Here is a 13,740-nt window from a genome sequence, read left to right as displayed (position 1 = left end):
TCAGGCGTCGAGCAGCTGCGTGGGCACGCCGAGCATGGGGCCAGCCTCGGCGAGCCGCTGGTCGAGCGTGTGCATGGTGGCGCCGTGCTCCGCCGCAATCGCAAGGTGGAGCGCGTCACCCGCGCGAAGGCCAAGCAGGTACTGGTCGACGAATCTGGCTGCCGCGCGGAAATGACCGCCCGTCACCGCGAGAATCGTGAAGCTCTCGGCGCTTAGTTTGTTGAACATGGCCATCGCGGCCGCGCGCTCTTCCAGGTCGATCTGCCTGGTACGCAGTTTGATCGCCATGGCCGAGGATATTTCCGTGATGGTCCAGTCGCTGATCGAGAGCAGCGCTGGATCCTGCTCCGCCAGCCAGCGTTGCGCCGGCGGCGTCATCGCCTCATTGGAAAGCGCCGCGACGATCAGCGATGTATCGATATAGAGCATCAATAGCGATCGCCGTCGCGCATCGACCGCACCAGATCGACCGCACTCCCGGCCTGTGGCGACATGGTCGCCGTGAGTGCGTTCAGCAACGCGGCGTCGATCGGTTTGCGCGATCTGACAATGGCCGTAAGTCGCGCGACCGGCCTGCCGCGCCGGGTAATATCGATTGAATCCCCCGCTTCGACGCGATCGACGAGTTCGCTCAAATGCGCCTTGGCATCCGCCAGACTAATCGAGTCCATATGTCGCTCCTGACCAACTAGATGGTCATATAGCGTTTAGCCTCCGATAGTTCCATGCTCATCTCGTCATTTCCTGTTTGACGAGCGTCCAACAACTAGAGACAATTGCCGGCGACGAGCGGGAGGGAATGATGGCGTCCAGGCTGATCGCGCGCATCCTAGGGATGGCGGCCCTGATAACGGCATCGTCACCCCTATTGGCGGAAACCCTCTACGTTCGCGCCGGAAAACTGGTCGACACCGAAAAGGGCGTGGTCCTCACTGACCGGCTGATCCGCATCGACGATGGCCGCGTCACCGCCGTGACGCCCTGGGCGCCGCCGCCGCCGGGCACGCCATTGACTGACTGGAGCGCGTTCACCGTTCTCCCCGGCCTGATCGACATGCACACGCATCTCGTCGACACCGAACAATCGGCCAATGTCGCCGAGCCGCTGCTCCATTCGGGCGCCGACATCGCGCTGCTCGGCGCGAAACATGCGCGCGACACGCTCGGCGCCGGCTTCACCAGCGTCCGTGACGTCGGCACTTTCCGCGCGTTCGGCGACGTGTCGCTGCGCAACGCGATCGATACCGGGCTGGTGGACGGCCCGCGCATGAGTGTGGCCGGCGCCTATCTCACCGTGCCGGGCGGCGGCGGCGAAGTCACCGGCATGGCGCCGGATGTCGAGGTTCCCGCGATCATGCGCATGGGCGTGGTCACCGGTCCTGCCGACATGACGGTCAAGGCCCGCCGCCTGTTCCAGGGTGGAGCCGATTTCCTGAAGCTGATCGCGACCGGCGCGGTGCTCGCCGCCGGTACCGAGCCCGGTGCGCCCGAACTGACCGAGGAGGAAATGCGCGCCGCCGTCGCCGAGGCCGCCCGCAACCATAGCTACGCCACCGCGCACGCGCACGGCGCCGAGGGCATCAAGCTGGCGATCCGCGCCGGTGTCCGCTCGATCGAACATGCCTCGCTGATCGACGACGAAGGCATCGCGCTGGCCAAGGCGAAGGGCGTCTGGCTGGTGATGGACATCTATAATGGCGACTTTATCGATCAGGTCGGCAAGCGCGACGGCTGGCCCGCCGAGATCTTGCGCAAGAACACCGAGACCACCGACGCCCAGCGCGAGGGTTTCCGCAAGGCAGTCCGCGCCGGTGTGAAGATCGCCTATGGCACGGACGCCGGCGTCTATCCGCACGGCCTGAACGCACGGCAATTCCGCTACATGGTCCGCTTCGGCATGACCCCGATGCAGGCGATCCAGTCCGCGACGACCAGCGCCGCCGCGCTGATGGGCAAGTCGGCCGATGTCGGCGCGGTCTCGCCCGGCCATTATGCCGATCTGATCGCGGTGGCAGCCGATCCGCTCGCCGATATCGGCGCGCTCGAAAAGGTCGATCACGTCATGAAGGGCGGCAGACTGGTCCGCTAACCGTTTCGGCGCCGTTCAGAAGCGGCCCGATACCCCGCGTCCGGGTCGAATCACGGGGCGGATTGATGGCGCGTTTGATGTGGTGGGGTGCGGGCGTCCTGGCCGCGGCGATCATAGCGAGCCCCGCGCTCGCCAAGGATTACGAGCCCGTCACCTGCGCCGCGCACCAGGTCTGGCAGGGCCGCCCTCTTCACGCGGCTGTCACGCCCGCATTCGAAGGCACCGTTCCCGAAACCCCGCTCGCGCCCGCCACCACCGCGCAACTCGACCGCCTGTTCGATACCATGCGCACCGCCGCCAGGGCCCAGGCGCTCGGCATCGCGGTCGGGCGCACAGGGGAGGGGCTCTGGACCCGCATCGAGGCGCCCGCCGGAAAGCGACTCTGGTGGGCCAGTACCGGCAAGGCCTTTGTCGCGGTGGTCGTCCTCCAGCTTGTCGAGGAGGGCAAGCTCTCGCTCGACGATCCCGCCTCGCGCTGGATCAAGGGCGTGCCGAACGGTGATGTCGTCACCGTGCGCGACCTGCTCGCTCACACCGGCGGCCTGTTCAGCGCCAATGAGGATCTGCGCGTCCACGCCAGACCGCATTATCTGCCGCCGGAAGAAATGCTGACGATCCTCCGCCGCCACGGCGCGATGTTCTGCCCGGGCGCCAACTGGCGCTATTCCAACAGCGGCTATGATCTGCTCGCGGTTATCGTCGAAGCGGTCGATCACCGCCCACTGCCTGATGCGATCGATGCACGCATCGTGAAGCCGCTCGGTCTCGCCTCGATCATCGCCCTGCGCCCCGGCCAGCCTGCGCCGAACGTCGCCCCGCCGATGCTGTCAAGCGGCGATCCGATCGATCCCTCAAGCGCTGGCGCGGGTGGTCCGATCGCCGGCGACCCGGCCGACATGGTCCGTTTCTGGAGCGCGCTGCTGCAAGGCAGGCTGCTTCGTCCGGCAACGGTGCAGCAGATGTTCGGCGCACTCCATCCGATGTTCGATCCGGGCACCTGGTACGGCCTCGGCGTCATGGTGCTCGACGTTACCGATGGCGCCCGTAGCGATACCTGGCTTGGCCATGCCGGCGGTGCTCCCGGCGTCAGCGCGATGCTCGCCTGGTCGCCCGCGGACAAGACGATCGTCGCTGTCGCGCTTACCGGAGACGGCCCCGCCGCTGCCGTGGCGAATGGCGTGCTCAAGGCGCTGAGAACCAGCCCGGCGACACCGGCACCCTGAGCGGCAATACATTAGTATTGACTAATGCATTAGTGATGACTAATGATTCGCCCATGCTCGAAGCCGCCGCCATCACCACCGTCATGCGTACCCTCGCCGACCCCACAAGGCGCGGCATCTTCGAGCGCGTCGTCAACGCCAAAGAGATCACCGTTGCCGAACTGACCAAAGGAAGCGGCGTCACTCAGGGCGCCATTTCCCAGCATCTCAAGTCGCTCAAACAGGCGGGTCTCGTCGCCGAGCGGCCCGAGGGCCGCAAGGTCCATTACCGCGCCACGCCCGACGGCCTCGCGCCGTTGGTCGACTGGATGGACCATTACGGCGTCTTCTGGCGCGACCGCTTCGCCGACCTCCGCTCCCTGCTCAAGGAAATCGATCCATGAACCAGCTTGCCCAGATGACCCCGGGGTCCCCGGCCGAAACCTGCGACATCGTCGTCGACGAAGTGTTCCCGCACGCGCCCGAGACGATCTGGAAGACGCTCACCGACGGCCCCGTCATGGGCCGCTGGCTGATGGCACCGACCGGCTTCGCGCCGGTGGTGGGCACCAGCTTCACCTTCCAGACCACCCCGGCCGGCGAATGGGACGGCGTGATCCGCTGCCAGGTGCTCGAAGTGGTCGAGAACCAGCGCCTCGCCTTCGCGTGGAAGGGCGGGCACGAAGGCAACACGGGCTATGGTTCGCCGCTCGACACGGTCGTCACCTGGACACTCTCGCCAGCCGAAGGCGGCACCCGCGTCCGCATGGTCCATTCGGGCTTCGTGCTGCCGACGAACGAAAGCGCCTTCTCCAAGATGAGCCAGGGCTGGAAGAAGGTCGTGCCCAACATGGTTCAGGTCGCCGGTGAGCTCGACTCGTAAAAGGCGCGATCACGCCCCCAACCCTCTGCAGAACGAGAGAGAGAGAGAGAGAGAGAGAGAGAGAGAGAGAAAATGAGCGAGCCCTATACCGGGGGATGCGCGTGCGGCGCCATCCGTTACGAGATCGCCGCCGAACCGATCTTCCAGAACCATTGCCAATGCCGGGATTGCCAGCACAAGAGCGGCACCGGCCACGGTTCCTATCTCACCTTCCCGCAGCGCGCTGACGTGGCCTTGAAGGGCGATGCCACGCATTGGGGCATCGTCGCCGACAGCGGCAATGCGAAGACGCACGGTTTCTGCGCTACCTGCGGATCGCCGGTGTATCTGACCTTCAGCGCCATGCCCGACCTGTTCACTATCCATGCCACCGGCCTGGACGATCCGGGCCGCTTCCAACCCCAGGCCGTGACCTATGCAGCGCGCGCTCTTGCCTGGGACCTGCTCGATCCGGCGCTTGTGGCGTTTGCCGGGATGCCGCCGAAGCCGGGCGAGCGCTGAAAGCCCTTCGGAAGGGATTGCTTGGTTAGATGGCGGCCCCACCATGGTTCTTCCCCGGCGGAGGCCGGGGTCCAGTTGGGGGACCGTTAAAATGGGCGCTTCGCCCGTTCTCTTCCATTCCCAACTGGACCCCGGCCTCCGCCGGGGAAGGCTACATGCGAAACAGCGAACCGCGGTGCATCTTGCCGATTACCCAAACCGATAGGGATCAAAACACCCGGCATCCGTATCGGCCGTCCCGCCAAGCGCCGCCGCGATCAGCTCCGCCCCCAGCGCGGCAAAGCTCACCCCGTTTCCGCCGAACCCGCTCGCCAGCCAGAGACCGTCATGGTTGCGCGCGGCGCCGATCGCCGGCAGCCCATCCGGCGACGATCCGAACGCCGCCGACCACACGCAATCCACCGTTACGTCCTCGACCGCGATCATCGCCCCCAGTTTCGCGCGGATCGTACCGCCCTTGGCCTCGATCAGAGCATCGCGTTGGCGCGCATCGTCGAAATCCTCGTCCTCGCCGCCGGCGATCACCCGCCCATCGGCCGTTGCCCGCGTGTAGAGATAGGGCGAGGACGCTTCCCAGATCATCGCATTCTCCCGCCATAGCGGTGCATGCCCCGGCGGGGTCGCGATGGCGTAGCTCGACCCGACCGTGAAGGCAGCGGGCAGGAACCAGCTCGCACGTTCATAGCCCGGCGCCAGGATAACCTGCCGCGCTTCGATCCGCCGCCCGTCCGCTTCATGCAACACGGATCCGTTGCCTGCCTGCTCGATGCGCGTCACGTCGAACGGAAAACAGGCCATAGCGCCTTGCGTCCGGGCTCGCGCGAGCAACCCGAGCGTCAGCCGAACCGGATCGACCTCATAGCTCCCCGCCGAAATCAGCGCCGCCCGCGGCGCGATATCGAACCGGGCCGCCACCGCCGCTGCGTCCAGATAATCGGACGGCAAGCCCGCTTCGCGTCGCGCCACACCCTCGGCCTTCAGTGCTTCTTCGTCGAGCAAGGTCCCCGCCAGATACAGCTCCGGCCGGTCGATCCGCCCGCACTCGATCCCCGCATCATCGATATGCGCTGCCAGCCGCTCCACCGCCGCGAACACCCGCCGCCAGCGCCGCGCTGCTTCCGCCGCACCGATGGTCCCGGCCAGCCGGATCAGCGGCACATCGGCGGCCCACATCACCAGCGCGGTGGAGGCGGCCGTGCTGCCATGCGCTGGCGGGCGGCGATCGAGCAGCAGCACACGCCGGCCCTCGCCGGACAGCCGTTCCGCCAGCATCGCCCCCATCACGCCCGCGCCGACGATTGCGATATCGATCTCGCCCGAGGGAAGCTCATCGGAAATCAGCGTGTTGCCGGCGTCCGCCGCCCAGCACGCGCGGCCGCCGCGAAGATCCCGTCGCTCGGTCAGGTCCACCATGTTTCTCCGAAGATCGCACCGCTGGTTGGCGGCGGGAATTAGGCTGTCGGGATGTCCCGCCACCTGCTGAACCATCCAGCGGTGGATTGGCTCCGCGTCTGGGCGCCGTCGCGATCCGACACCGCGAAGGTGGATTCACGCGAAGACGCGAAGACGCGAAGGCGCGAAGGCGCAAAGAGAGAAGTAGACTTGGGCGGGCCGTCGCCCACATCGGCAGGGGCACAGTAAGGAGGAGGATTCGCGCAGAGAGGCGCGGAGATATCGTGGCCAGGCTGGTGGTCACTACCCGCCCGTGCGCCCCAGTCAGACGATCTCTGCGCCTCCGCGCCTCCGCGCGAACAAATATAGGCGTGCCTCCGGCGGGGGGGCAGAATGTCGATTCGCCCCGACATACGCTTCGCGTCTTCGCGCCTTCGCGTGATCCGTTCTTCTTTTCCCGCAGCAGCGGCGCGGCCAGCAGATCAGGGAACCGGCGAACACGCATAGCGTGCCGGGCGTCGCGCGGGTCAGCACTCTGCGTGAGCCTAACTATCTATAATAAAATGATATTTATACTATGACCGCAACCCGAAAATGTCAGCGACCCTGCTGACATTTCCAACGCCCGGCCCCCGATTCAATCCAACGCGGAATGGCTTAGAGATACGACACCAAGTCCAAAGGCATCCCGGAAACCCGCGCGCGGCGAACCCGGCAAAAGGGGCAGCGACTCAAGGCAGCGCGATTCTCCGCACCGAGGTCGACTCAAACGGTTCACCCCTCGATCCGCGGGAAACCGAGACGAAAGAACAGGATTCGCACCGTGAGTACTCGCAACTACAGCTCCAACAAAATCCGATACCCCTCGCGGAATTCGGCGAGAATTCGTCAGGATGATCGCGCCGGCATGTTCGTCGGGTGTTTCTTGGTCCTCCAACACCGATACTATCCTATAGTTGCGGCGCCGAGCAGGGCCGAAGTACCGTCCGATTCCGACCCCTTCGCAGGTGGGTCGCATAAATCGGAGATGACTTGCCGGTCCGGCGCCGACTCCAACACCATTACTTTGCAGCCCGCGAGCGTCGTTTTCCTCGATTCAAACGGTGCGCAAAGCCTCATAGGCCGGGTGTGGCGGTGTACGGGCATCGCTTGTTTCTCATTGTTGCACCGGGTTCTTGCGCCACCGATCTTGCGCGGCGCGCGCGGCTGGGCGAGAGCGCGTCCATGCCCGATCTGTCCGAAACCGCGCCGCGCGAGGCCATGCCCGACGATGCCGCCGCCGTCGTCGCTTTATGGGAAGCCTGTGGTCTTACCCGCCCCTGGAACGACCCTCACGCCGATTTCACTCAGGCGCTCGGCGGTTCCACCTCGACCGTGCTGGTGACGGGGCAGGGGCCTCTCTCCGGCTCGGTGATGATCGGCTTCGACGGACATCGCGGCTGGGTCTATTATCTCGCGGTCGGGCCCGACCATCGCCGCCACGGTCTCGGCCGCATTCTGATGGGCGCCGCAGAGGCCTGGCTTCGTGCCCGCGGCGCCCCCAAGATCCAGCTCATGGTACGCGACGACAATCAGGACGCGCTCGGTTTCTACGAAGCGCTCGGGCTCGAACGGCAAAAGGTCGTGACGCTCGGCAAATTCCTGAAGGATTGAACATGATGCGTCGCTCCATGTGGTCGTGGACCGGGAGCGATCCCTGAGGTCTTTCGAGAGCATGAGGGTCGTGAGCCGCTGGTATATGGCGGTTCTGGCGGATAGGTGGCGGACGGCTTTCAGTTGGCGGGCAGGTGGAGCGACCGCTGCGTGCTCGCTTTGGCCGCCGGGCGGAATGAAGATGATGTCCTTGGGGGTGTGATGATTGACGATAACGCTCACGGCGAGGGTCCGGCAGGCGCGGACCCGTACGCCCATGCTCGATCGATAAAGTCCCTGGATGAATGCTATTTTTATCATACGATGGATGTGCCGGGCTATGGCACCATCAACGGTGAATGGGATCTGCGTGGATCGATCGACGACTATCTTGGGCATTTTGATTTCTCGGGAAAGCGTGTCCTGGATGTGGGTGCCGCTTCGGGCATTCTGAGCTTTCACATCGAGAAGCAGGGTGCTGAGGTCGTGTCGTTCGATCTCTCCGAAAATTATGATTGGGACATTGTTCCATTTGCGGAAAATGACAATGACGCGGCGCGTAGCGAGCGTCGGAACCATCTTCGTAAAATCAATAATGGCTATTGGTTGTGCCACGAAGCCTTTGAGTCGAAGGCACGGATGGTAAATGGCGTTGTCTATGATATTCCCGCGTCGATCGGCTCTGTGGATGTGTCGGTCTTCGGCAGCATACTTCTCCATTTGAGAGACCCGTTTCTCGCGTTGCAGAATGCTGCAAGCCTGACCCGCGAGACTATTATAGTTGCGGATCTCTCTCCCTTTGGGAGGTTCGCCAGCAACTTCAAAAGAAATCCGCGGTTTATGCCGCGCAGCCTGAAGCCAAAGGGTATAAGCGACGGCTGGTTCCGGTTGCCTCCCCTGCTTGTGCAGGAATATCTCGGCATCCTGGGTTTTAAGAATTGCTCGGTGTCGTGGAGCAATTTCAAATACGGAGATCGCATTCGGCCCATCTATACGATCATTGCGCGTAGATGAGTGAGATTGACGCTTGATTGGTGCGAGAGTTGTTGAAGGATCAAGATGACTGTCACCATTTATGGCATCCGCGCGTGCGACACGATGAAGAAGGCCTGGACCTGGCTCGACGCGCACGGCGTCGCCTATGACTTCCATGATTACAAAAAGGCCGGCATTGATGAGGCGACCCTGCGCGGCTGGGCAGGGCAGGTCGGGTGGGACGTGTTGCTCAACCGCGCCGGCACGACCTTCCGCGCGCTGCCCGATGCCGACAAGGCCGATATCGGCGAGGACAAGGCGATCGCGCTGATGCTGGCCAATCCCTCGATGATCAAGCGGCCCGTGCTGGATACCGGTGGCAAGCTGCTGGTCGGCTTCAAGCCGGACCTCTATGATGCGGCAGGGCTTGGATAATCCGGGAGACACTCAATGCCGACCGCATGCTGGAACGGGGCCGTCATCGCTGAATCCGACGACACGGTGGTGGTCGAGGGCAATCACTATTTCCCGCCCGATAGCGTCAACGCCGATCTGCTCGAGGCCAGCCCTTCGCACACCACCTGCCCATGGAAGGGACAGGCGCATTACAAGTCGATCGTGGTGGACGGAAAGCGCAATCCGGACGCGGTCTGGTTCTATCCCGATCCGTTGCCCGCCGCCGCTGAAATCAAGGGCCGCTTCGCCTTTTGGAAGGGCGTCCAGATCCGCTGAAAGCTAGGTCCGATTCGGCGCTAAACATTGCCTTTCTCCCTCGAAAGGCGCAGATTCTCCCTCTCACCATTGGAGGGGAGAAGGTCATGACAGAGGACGGCGACCAGCCACCTGTTTGGTACTATGTCGTTGGCGGCGCGCTGGCGCTGTGGAGCGCGCTCGGCTGCTATGCCTGCTATATGCAGTTCATTCACGGGGCTGAAGCGATGGGCCCCGCGACTGACTATGATCTCAAGCTCTACGCAAGCCTGCCCGCCTGGTACAATGTCGTGTTCGCGCTTGCGGTGCTCACCGGCCTGCTCGGCGCGATCGGCCTGCTGATGCGCTCGCGCGCGGTGCGCATTCTCTTCATCGTCTCGCTCGTCGCGGCGGTCATCCAGTTCGGCTATCTCTTCCTCGCGACGGACATCATCGCGGTGAAGGGCGCGGGGACGGTGCTGCCCTTCCCGATCCTGATCATCGTCATCGGAATCTTCTCGATCTGGTTCGCCGGCGTCGCGAAGAAGCGGGAATATCTGCGCCCCTGAGGGCAATATCGGTGGGAGGACGTCACTCCTCCCACTGGAACACCTCGTCGAGCGGCTTGCCGAACACCCGCGCGATGCGGAACGCCGCCTCGAGCGACGGAGAATATTTGCCCGCTTCGATCGCGGCGATCGTCTGCCGCGTCATCCCGATCCGCGCGCCGAGATCGGCCTGAGTCATCTCGCCGGCCATGAAGCGCAACGTGCGGATCTGGTTCACGATCGGGGTGCTGGCCATGCCTCAGCTCCCCCGGCGATACAGGAACAGCAGCGTGCCGGCGCGCACCAGTTCGGCGAGAACCAGCGCCAGCAGCAGCGCGTTGCTGATCACGATCGGCACCAGCGTGACGGGCTTGCCGTTCAGCCAGGCCGGTGCGGTCGCCATGGTCAGCGGCGCGACCACGGTGAGTGTCGCGACCAGCGCGCTCAGGGTGACGAAGGCCGGGCGATAGGCGAGCAGCGCGAATTCCCGCTCGCGGTCGTCCGCCGGCGCGCTCGCTTCCTTTGGCGACAGGATAGCGAGTATGATCGCCACCACGATCTGCACGATGGTCAGCGCGACCACCGCGAAGATGAAATGGCCCAGCTCGGCACCGACATCGAAACTCGGTCCCTCCAGTGCCCGGACGAACCCCAGGAAATACCAGCCCCAGATCACGATCGTCGCCGCGACCGACCCCCACATCATCTTTTCCCGAAACGCCATAACGGCCTCCAACGTCAACTTTATGCGACTCAATGTAAAACATATCTAACATTGAGTCAAGTGATGGGAACATTGCCGCATTCTGGATGCCCGCTGTGGCTGGCGTCCCATCGGCGGCGGCGCTAACAGCGGGGCCATGTCCACGACCTTCACGATCGACACCTCGACCAGCCGCGCGAATCCCACGCCGGCGCCGATGAAGCGGCTCACCATTCCGGCCCTGCGCAAGGCCAAGGGCGGCACGCCGCTGGTGATGCTGACGGCCTATACCGTCCGCACCGCGCAGCTGCTCGATCCGCATTGCGATCTGCTGCTGGTCGGAGACAGCCTCGGCCAGGTCGTCTACGGCCTGCCCTCGACGGTGCCGGTCACGCTGGAGATGATGGCTGCGCACGGCGCCGCGGTGGTGCGGGGCAGCTATCATTCGGTCGTGATCATCGACATGCCGTTCGGCAGCTATGAGGCCTCGCCCGAAAAGGCGTTCGAGAGCGCGGCCTGGCTGCTCAAGCAGACCGGCGCGGCCGGTGTGAAGATGGAAGGCGGCGAGGCGATGGCACCGACCGTCCGCTTCCTCGTCGAGCGCGGCATCCCGGTGATGGGTCATGTCGGCCTCACACCGCAGGCGGTCAACGTGCTCGGCGGCTATGGCGCGCGCGGCCGCACGCCCGAGGAAGCGGCGAAGATCGTTGCCGATGCCGTCGCGGTGGCTGATGCCGGCGCTTTCTCGATCGTCATCGAGGGTGTGGTCGAGCCGATCGCGATCGAGATCACCCGGAAAATCGCCTGCCCGACCATCGGCATCGGCGCCTCGGCCGAGTGCGACGGGCAGGTGCTGGTGGCGGAGGACATGCTCGGCCTGTTCGAGCGCACGGCACGCTTCGTGAAGAAGTTCGACGACATGGCCGGCCGTATTTCCGCCGCGGTTGAAACCTATGCGGCGGACGTCCGATCCCGCGCGTTTCCGGGTCCGGAGCAGACCTACGCGCCCAAGGATTGATCCCTTCCGTTTGTGCGCGGCCATCGCTAAGGTCCGCGCCTTTCCAGCCTTCGCCACATGGAGCATCCCTTGGCCGTTACGCCGAATACCGACGAAGCATTCCTGCGTGAGGTCGATGAGGAACTTCGCCGCGATCAGCTCGCGAGCATGTGGACGCGCTTTGGCCGCTGGCTGATTGTCGCGATCATCGCCGGCCTCGCGGCGTTCGGCGGCTTCCTCTATTGGCAGCATCACAGCGGCGAGGTCGCGGGCGAGCAGGGCGAGAAGCTTCAGGCCGTCTATGACGATCTGGCCGTGCAGAAGATCGGCACCGCCGAGAAGGGCCTGGTCGAGCTCGCCGGGTCGAAGATCGCCGGCTACCGCGCGATGGCGCTGTTCACCCAGGCCGACCTGCTGCTGCAGAAGGAAGACCTGAAGGGCGCTGCCGCCAAGTTCGCCGCGGTCGCGGGCGACAGTTCGATCGGCCAGCCGCTGCGCGACCTGGCGCTGATCCGCCAGACCTCCGCTGAATTCGATACGTTGAAGCCCGATGTCGTCGTCAACCGGCTGAAGCCGCTTGCGGTGAAGGGTAATCCCTGGTTCGGCAGCGCGGGCGAGCTCGTCGGTGCCGCCTATCTCCAAATGAACAAGCCCGATCTCGCGGCACCGCTCTTCGGGCAGATCGCCCGGGACGAGACGGTGCCCGATACGATCCGTCAACGCGCGGTTCAGCTCGCGGGCACCATGGGCGTCGACGCGGTCGGCCCGGTTGAGGAAAAGAAAGCGCAATGATGTACAAGAACCGGGTGCTGCTGGCCGGCGCCGCGCTCCTCGCGCTCAGTGGCTGCGGCATTTTCAAGGGCGGCGGCAAGAAGACTCCGGTGCTGGGTGATCGCGTGCCGATCCTCATGTCCGAGAGCGAAGTCACCTCCGACAAGAGTCTGGCGGACGTGCAGGTGCTTCTCCCCGCGCCAGAGGCCAATGACAGCTGGGCGCAGCCAGGCGGCAATGCCTCCAAGTCGATGGGGCAGCTTGCGCTCGGCGCCACGCTGTCGCGTGCATGGAGCGCTTCGATCGATGGCGGTTCCAACCGCCAGCGGCTCGCCGCGCCACCGGTCGTTGCCGGCGGCCGGCTTTATGCGATGGACGTGGACGCCAATGTCCATGCCTTCACCGCGGATACCGGCGCAAAGGTCTGGACCACCAATATCGCCAAGACCGACAAGAAGACCCAAAGCGCGCGTTTCGGCGGCGGTGTCAGCTTCGATGACGGCAAGGTCTATGCGACGGATGGTCTCGGCGACGTGGTGGCACTCGACGCCGCGACCGGCGCCGAGCTGTGGCGCGCCAAGCCGGGCGGCCCGCTGCGCGGCTCACCGACCATCGACAACGACAATCTCTATGTGCTGAGCCAGGACAATCAGCTGTTCGCGCTGACCAAGACCGACGGCAAGGTCGTCTGGACTCAGTCCGGCTCGCTTGAGACTCAGGGCGTGTTCGGCGTCGCGGCGCCCGCGATGGGGCAGGGCACGGTCATTGCCGGTTTCTCCTCCGGCGAACTGAACGCCTATCGCTACGAGAATGGCCGCACCCTGTGGCAGGACGCGCTGTCGCGTTCGACCATCTCCACCTCGGTGTCGTCGCTTGCCGATATCGACGCGTCGCCGGTCATCGACCGCGGCCTCGTCTTCGCCGTCGGCCAGGGTGGGCGCATGGTCGCGCTGGAAATCGTCTCGGGCCAGCGCATCTGGGAACAGAATTTCGCCGGCATCTCGACCCCCTGGGTCGCGGGTGAATGGCTGTTCATCGTCACGGACGATGCCCGGCTGGTCTGCCTCGCCCGCGCGACCGGCAAGGTCCGATGGATCCAGCAGCTCCGCCATTATGGCAGCGAGAAGAAAAAGAAGAATCCGGTCACCTGGTATGGCCCGGTTCTCGCCGGCAACCGCCTGATCCTGACCAACTCGCGCGGCGAAATCCTGTCGGCCTCGCCCGACACGGGCGAACCCGGCGCGGTAATCGAGGGCGGCAAATCCTACAGCCTGCCGCCGATCGTGGCGAATTCCACGCTCTATGTGCTCGATCAGAAGGGCCGGATCTCGGCGTATCGCTGATCGACGGCGACCGC

Annotated in this window: 18 protein-coding genes; 13 read left to right on the top strand and 5 right to left on the bottom strand. The window is 64.6% G+C overall.

The window, feature by feature from the left end; genetic code table 11:
• Together ACZ1I2_RS17855 and ACZ1I2_RS17850 are read right to left on the bottom strand one after the other, a co-directional pair.
• Positions 1-429, bottom strand: a complete 429-nt coding sequence (locus ACZ1I2_RS17855; protein WP_465172821.1) for a type II toxin-antitoxin system VapC family toxin — start codon at positions 427-429, stop codon at positions 1-3.
• A complete protein-coding gene (locus tag ACZ1I2_RS17850; protein ID WP_465172822.1) occupies positions 429-671 on the bottom strand; it encodes a type II toxin-antitoxin system Phd/YefM family antitoxin in 243 nt (80 codons plus the stop codon). The genes ACZ1I2_RS17855 and ACZ1I2_RS17850 overlap by 1 nt, the downstream gene beginning before the upstream one ends.
• A 131-nt stretch (positions 672-802) precedes the next feature.
• On the opposite strand from ACZ1I2_RS17850, the gene ACZ1I2_RS17845 reads away from it, so the two are divergent.
• The 5 genes from ACZ1I2_RS17845 to ACZ1I2_RS17825 all read left to right on the top strand — a co-directional run bounded on the left by ACZ1I2_RS17845 (position 803) and on the right by ACZ1I2_RS17825 (position 4,675).
• Positions 803-2,089 (top strand): Xaa-Pro dipeptidase, encoded by a 1,287-nt coding sequence (locus ACZ1I2_RS17845; protein WP_465181493.1) that lies wholly within the window; start codon positions 803-805, stop codon positions 2,087-2,089.
• A 65-nt stretch (positions 2,090-2,154) separates the two neighbouring features.
• Positions 2,155-3,312 carry a serine hydrolase domain-containing protein gene (locus ACZ1I2_RS17840; RefSeq protein ID WP_465176340.1) on the top strand — a complete coding sequence of 386 codons (1,158 nt, stop codon included), beginning with the start codon at positions 2,155-2,157 and terminating at the stop codon, positions 3,310-3,312.
• Positions 3,313-3,365: 53 nt separating this feature from the next.
• Positions 3,366-3,695, top strand: a complete 330-nt coding sequence (locus ACZ1I2_RS17835; protein ID WP_465176341.1) for an ArsR/SmtB family transcription factor — start codon at positions 3,366-3,368, stop codon at positions 3,693-3,695.
• A complete protein-coding gene (locus tag ACZ1I2_RS17830) occupies positions 3,692-4,174 on the top strand; it encodes an SRPBCC family protein (protein WP_465176342.1) in 483 nt (160 codons plus the stop codon). The genes ACZ1I2_RS17835 and ACZ1I2_RS17830 overlap by 4 nt, the downstream gene beginning before the upstream one ends.
• A gap of 72 nt (positions 4,175-4,246) precedes the next feature.
• Positions 4,247-4,675 carry a GFA family protein gene (locus ACZ1I2_RS17825; RefSeq protein WP_465172827.1) on the top strand — a complete coding sequence of 143 codons (429 nt, stop codon included), beginning with the start codon at positions 4,247-4,249 and terminating at the stop codon, positions 4,673-4,675.
• Positions 4,676-4,864: 189 nt separating this feature from the next.
• On the opposite strand, the gene ACZ1I2_RS17820 is transcribed toward ACZ1I2_RS17825, so the two are convergent.
• Positions 4,865-6,088, bottom strand: a complete 1,224-nt coding sequence (locus tag ACZ1I2_RS17820) for an NAD(P)/FAD-dependent oxidoreductase (RefSeq protein WP_465176343.1) — start codon at positions 6,086-6,088, stop codon at positions 4,865-4,867.
• 1,203 nt (positions 6,089-7,291) lie between these two features.
• Here ACZ1I2_RS17820 and ACZ1I2_RS17815 point away from each other — a divergent pair.
• From ACZ1I2_RS17815 to ACZ1I2_RS17795, 5 genes are all read left to right on the top strand, one after another.
• Positions 7,292-7,720 (top strand): GNAT family acetyltransferase, encoded by a 429-nt coding sequence (locus ACZ1I2_RS17815; protein ID WP_465176344.1) that lies wholly within the window; start codon positions 7,292-7,294, stop codon positions 7,718-7,720.
• A gap of 105 nt (positions 7,721-7,825) precedes the next feature.
• Entirely contained in the window at positions 7,826-8,713 is an 888-nt protein-coding gene (locus ACZ1I2_RS17810; RefSeq protein ID WP_465176345.1) for a class I SAM-dependent methyltransferase, read from the top strand.
• A gap of 45 nt (positions 8,714-8,758) precedes the next feature.
• Complete coding sequence (locus ACZ1I2_RS17805) at positions 8,759-9,109, top strand: arsenate reductase (protein WP_465176346.1); 351 nt, start codon at positions 8,759-8,761, stop codon at positions 9,107-9,109.
• A 15-nt stretch (positions 9,110-9,124) separates the two neighbouring features.
• Positions 9,125-9,406: a DUF427 domain-containing protein gene (locus ACZ1I2_RS17800; protein WP_465172832.1), complete on the top strand. Its 282-nt coding sequence runs from the start codon at positions 9,125-9,127 to the stop codon at positions 9,404-9,406.
• 86 nt (positions 9,407-9,492) lie between these two features.
• Positions 9,493-9,933 carry a hypothetical protein gene (locus ACZ1I2_RS17795; RefSeq protein ID WP_465172833.1) on the top strand — a complete coding sequence of 147 codons (441 nt, stop codon included), beginning with the start codon at positions 9,493-9,495 and terminating at the stop codon, positions 9,931-9,933.
• A gap of 22 nt (positions 9,934-9,955) precedes the next feature.
• Here the strand turns inward: ACZ1I2_RS17795 and ACZ1I2_RS17790 are convergent, their stop codons facing one another.
• Both ACZ1I2_RS17790 and ACZ1I2_RS17785 read right to left on the bottom strand, forming a co-directional pair.
• Positions 9,956-10,168 carry a helix-turn-helix transcriptional regulator gene (locus tag ACZ1I2_RS17790; RefSeq protein ID WP_465172834.1) on the bottom strand — a complete coding sequence of 71 codons (213 nt, stop codon included), beginning with the start codon at positions 10,166-10,168 and terminating at the stop codon, positions 9,956-9,958.
• A 3-nt stretch (positions 10,169-10,171) separates the two neighbouring features.
• The gene (locus ACZ1I2_RS17785) at positions 10,172-10,636 is read right to left on the bottom strand and encodes a hypothetical protein (RefSeq protein WP_465176347.1); all 465 of its coding nucleotides are present in this window, start codon (positions 10,634-10,636) and stop codon (positions 10,172-10,174) included.
• Between the two features lie 136 nt (positions 10,637-10,772).
• On the opposite strand from ACZ1I2_RS17785, the gene panB reads away from it, so the two are divergent.
• The 3 genes from panB (at position 10,773) to ACZ1I2_RS17770 (ending at position 13,726) form a co-directional block, all read left to right on the top strand.
• Positions 10,773-11,633: a 3-methyl-2-oxobutanoate hydroxymethyltransferase gene (gene panB / locus ACZ1I2_RS17780; protein ID WP_465176348.1), complete on the top strand. Its 861-nt coding sequence runs from the start codon at positions 10,773-10,775 to the stop codon at positions 11,631-11,633.
• A 69-nt stretch (positions 11,634-11,702) separates the two neighbouring features.
• On the top strand, positions 11,703-12,404 hold the full coding sequence (locus ACZ1I2_RS17775) for a tetratricopeptide repeat protein (RefSeq protein ID WP_465172837.1): 702 nt from the start codon (positions 11,703-11,705) through the stop codon (positions 12,402-12,404).
• A complete protein-coding gene (locus ACZ1I2_RS17770; protein WP_465172838.1) occupies positions 12,401-13,726 on the top strand; it encodes an outer membrane protein assembly factor BamB family protein in 1,326 nt (441 codons plus the stop codon). Before ACZ1I2_RS17775 ends, ACZ1I2_RS17770 begins: the two co-directional genes overlap by 4 nt.
• The last annotated feature ends 14 nt before the right edge of the window (positions 13,727-13,740 follow it).

The sequence above is a fragment of the Sphingomonas sp. BL-S-29 genome (assembly GCF_055521495.1).
This window is presented reverse-complemented; position numbering and strand designations above follow the sequence as displayed.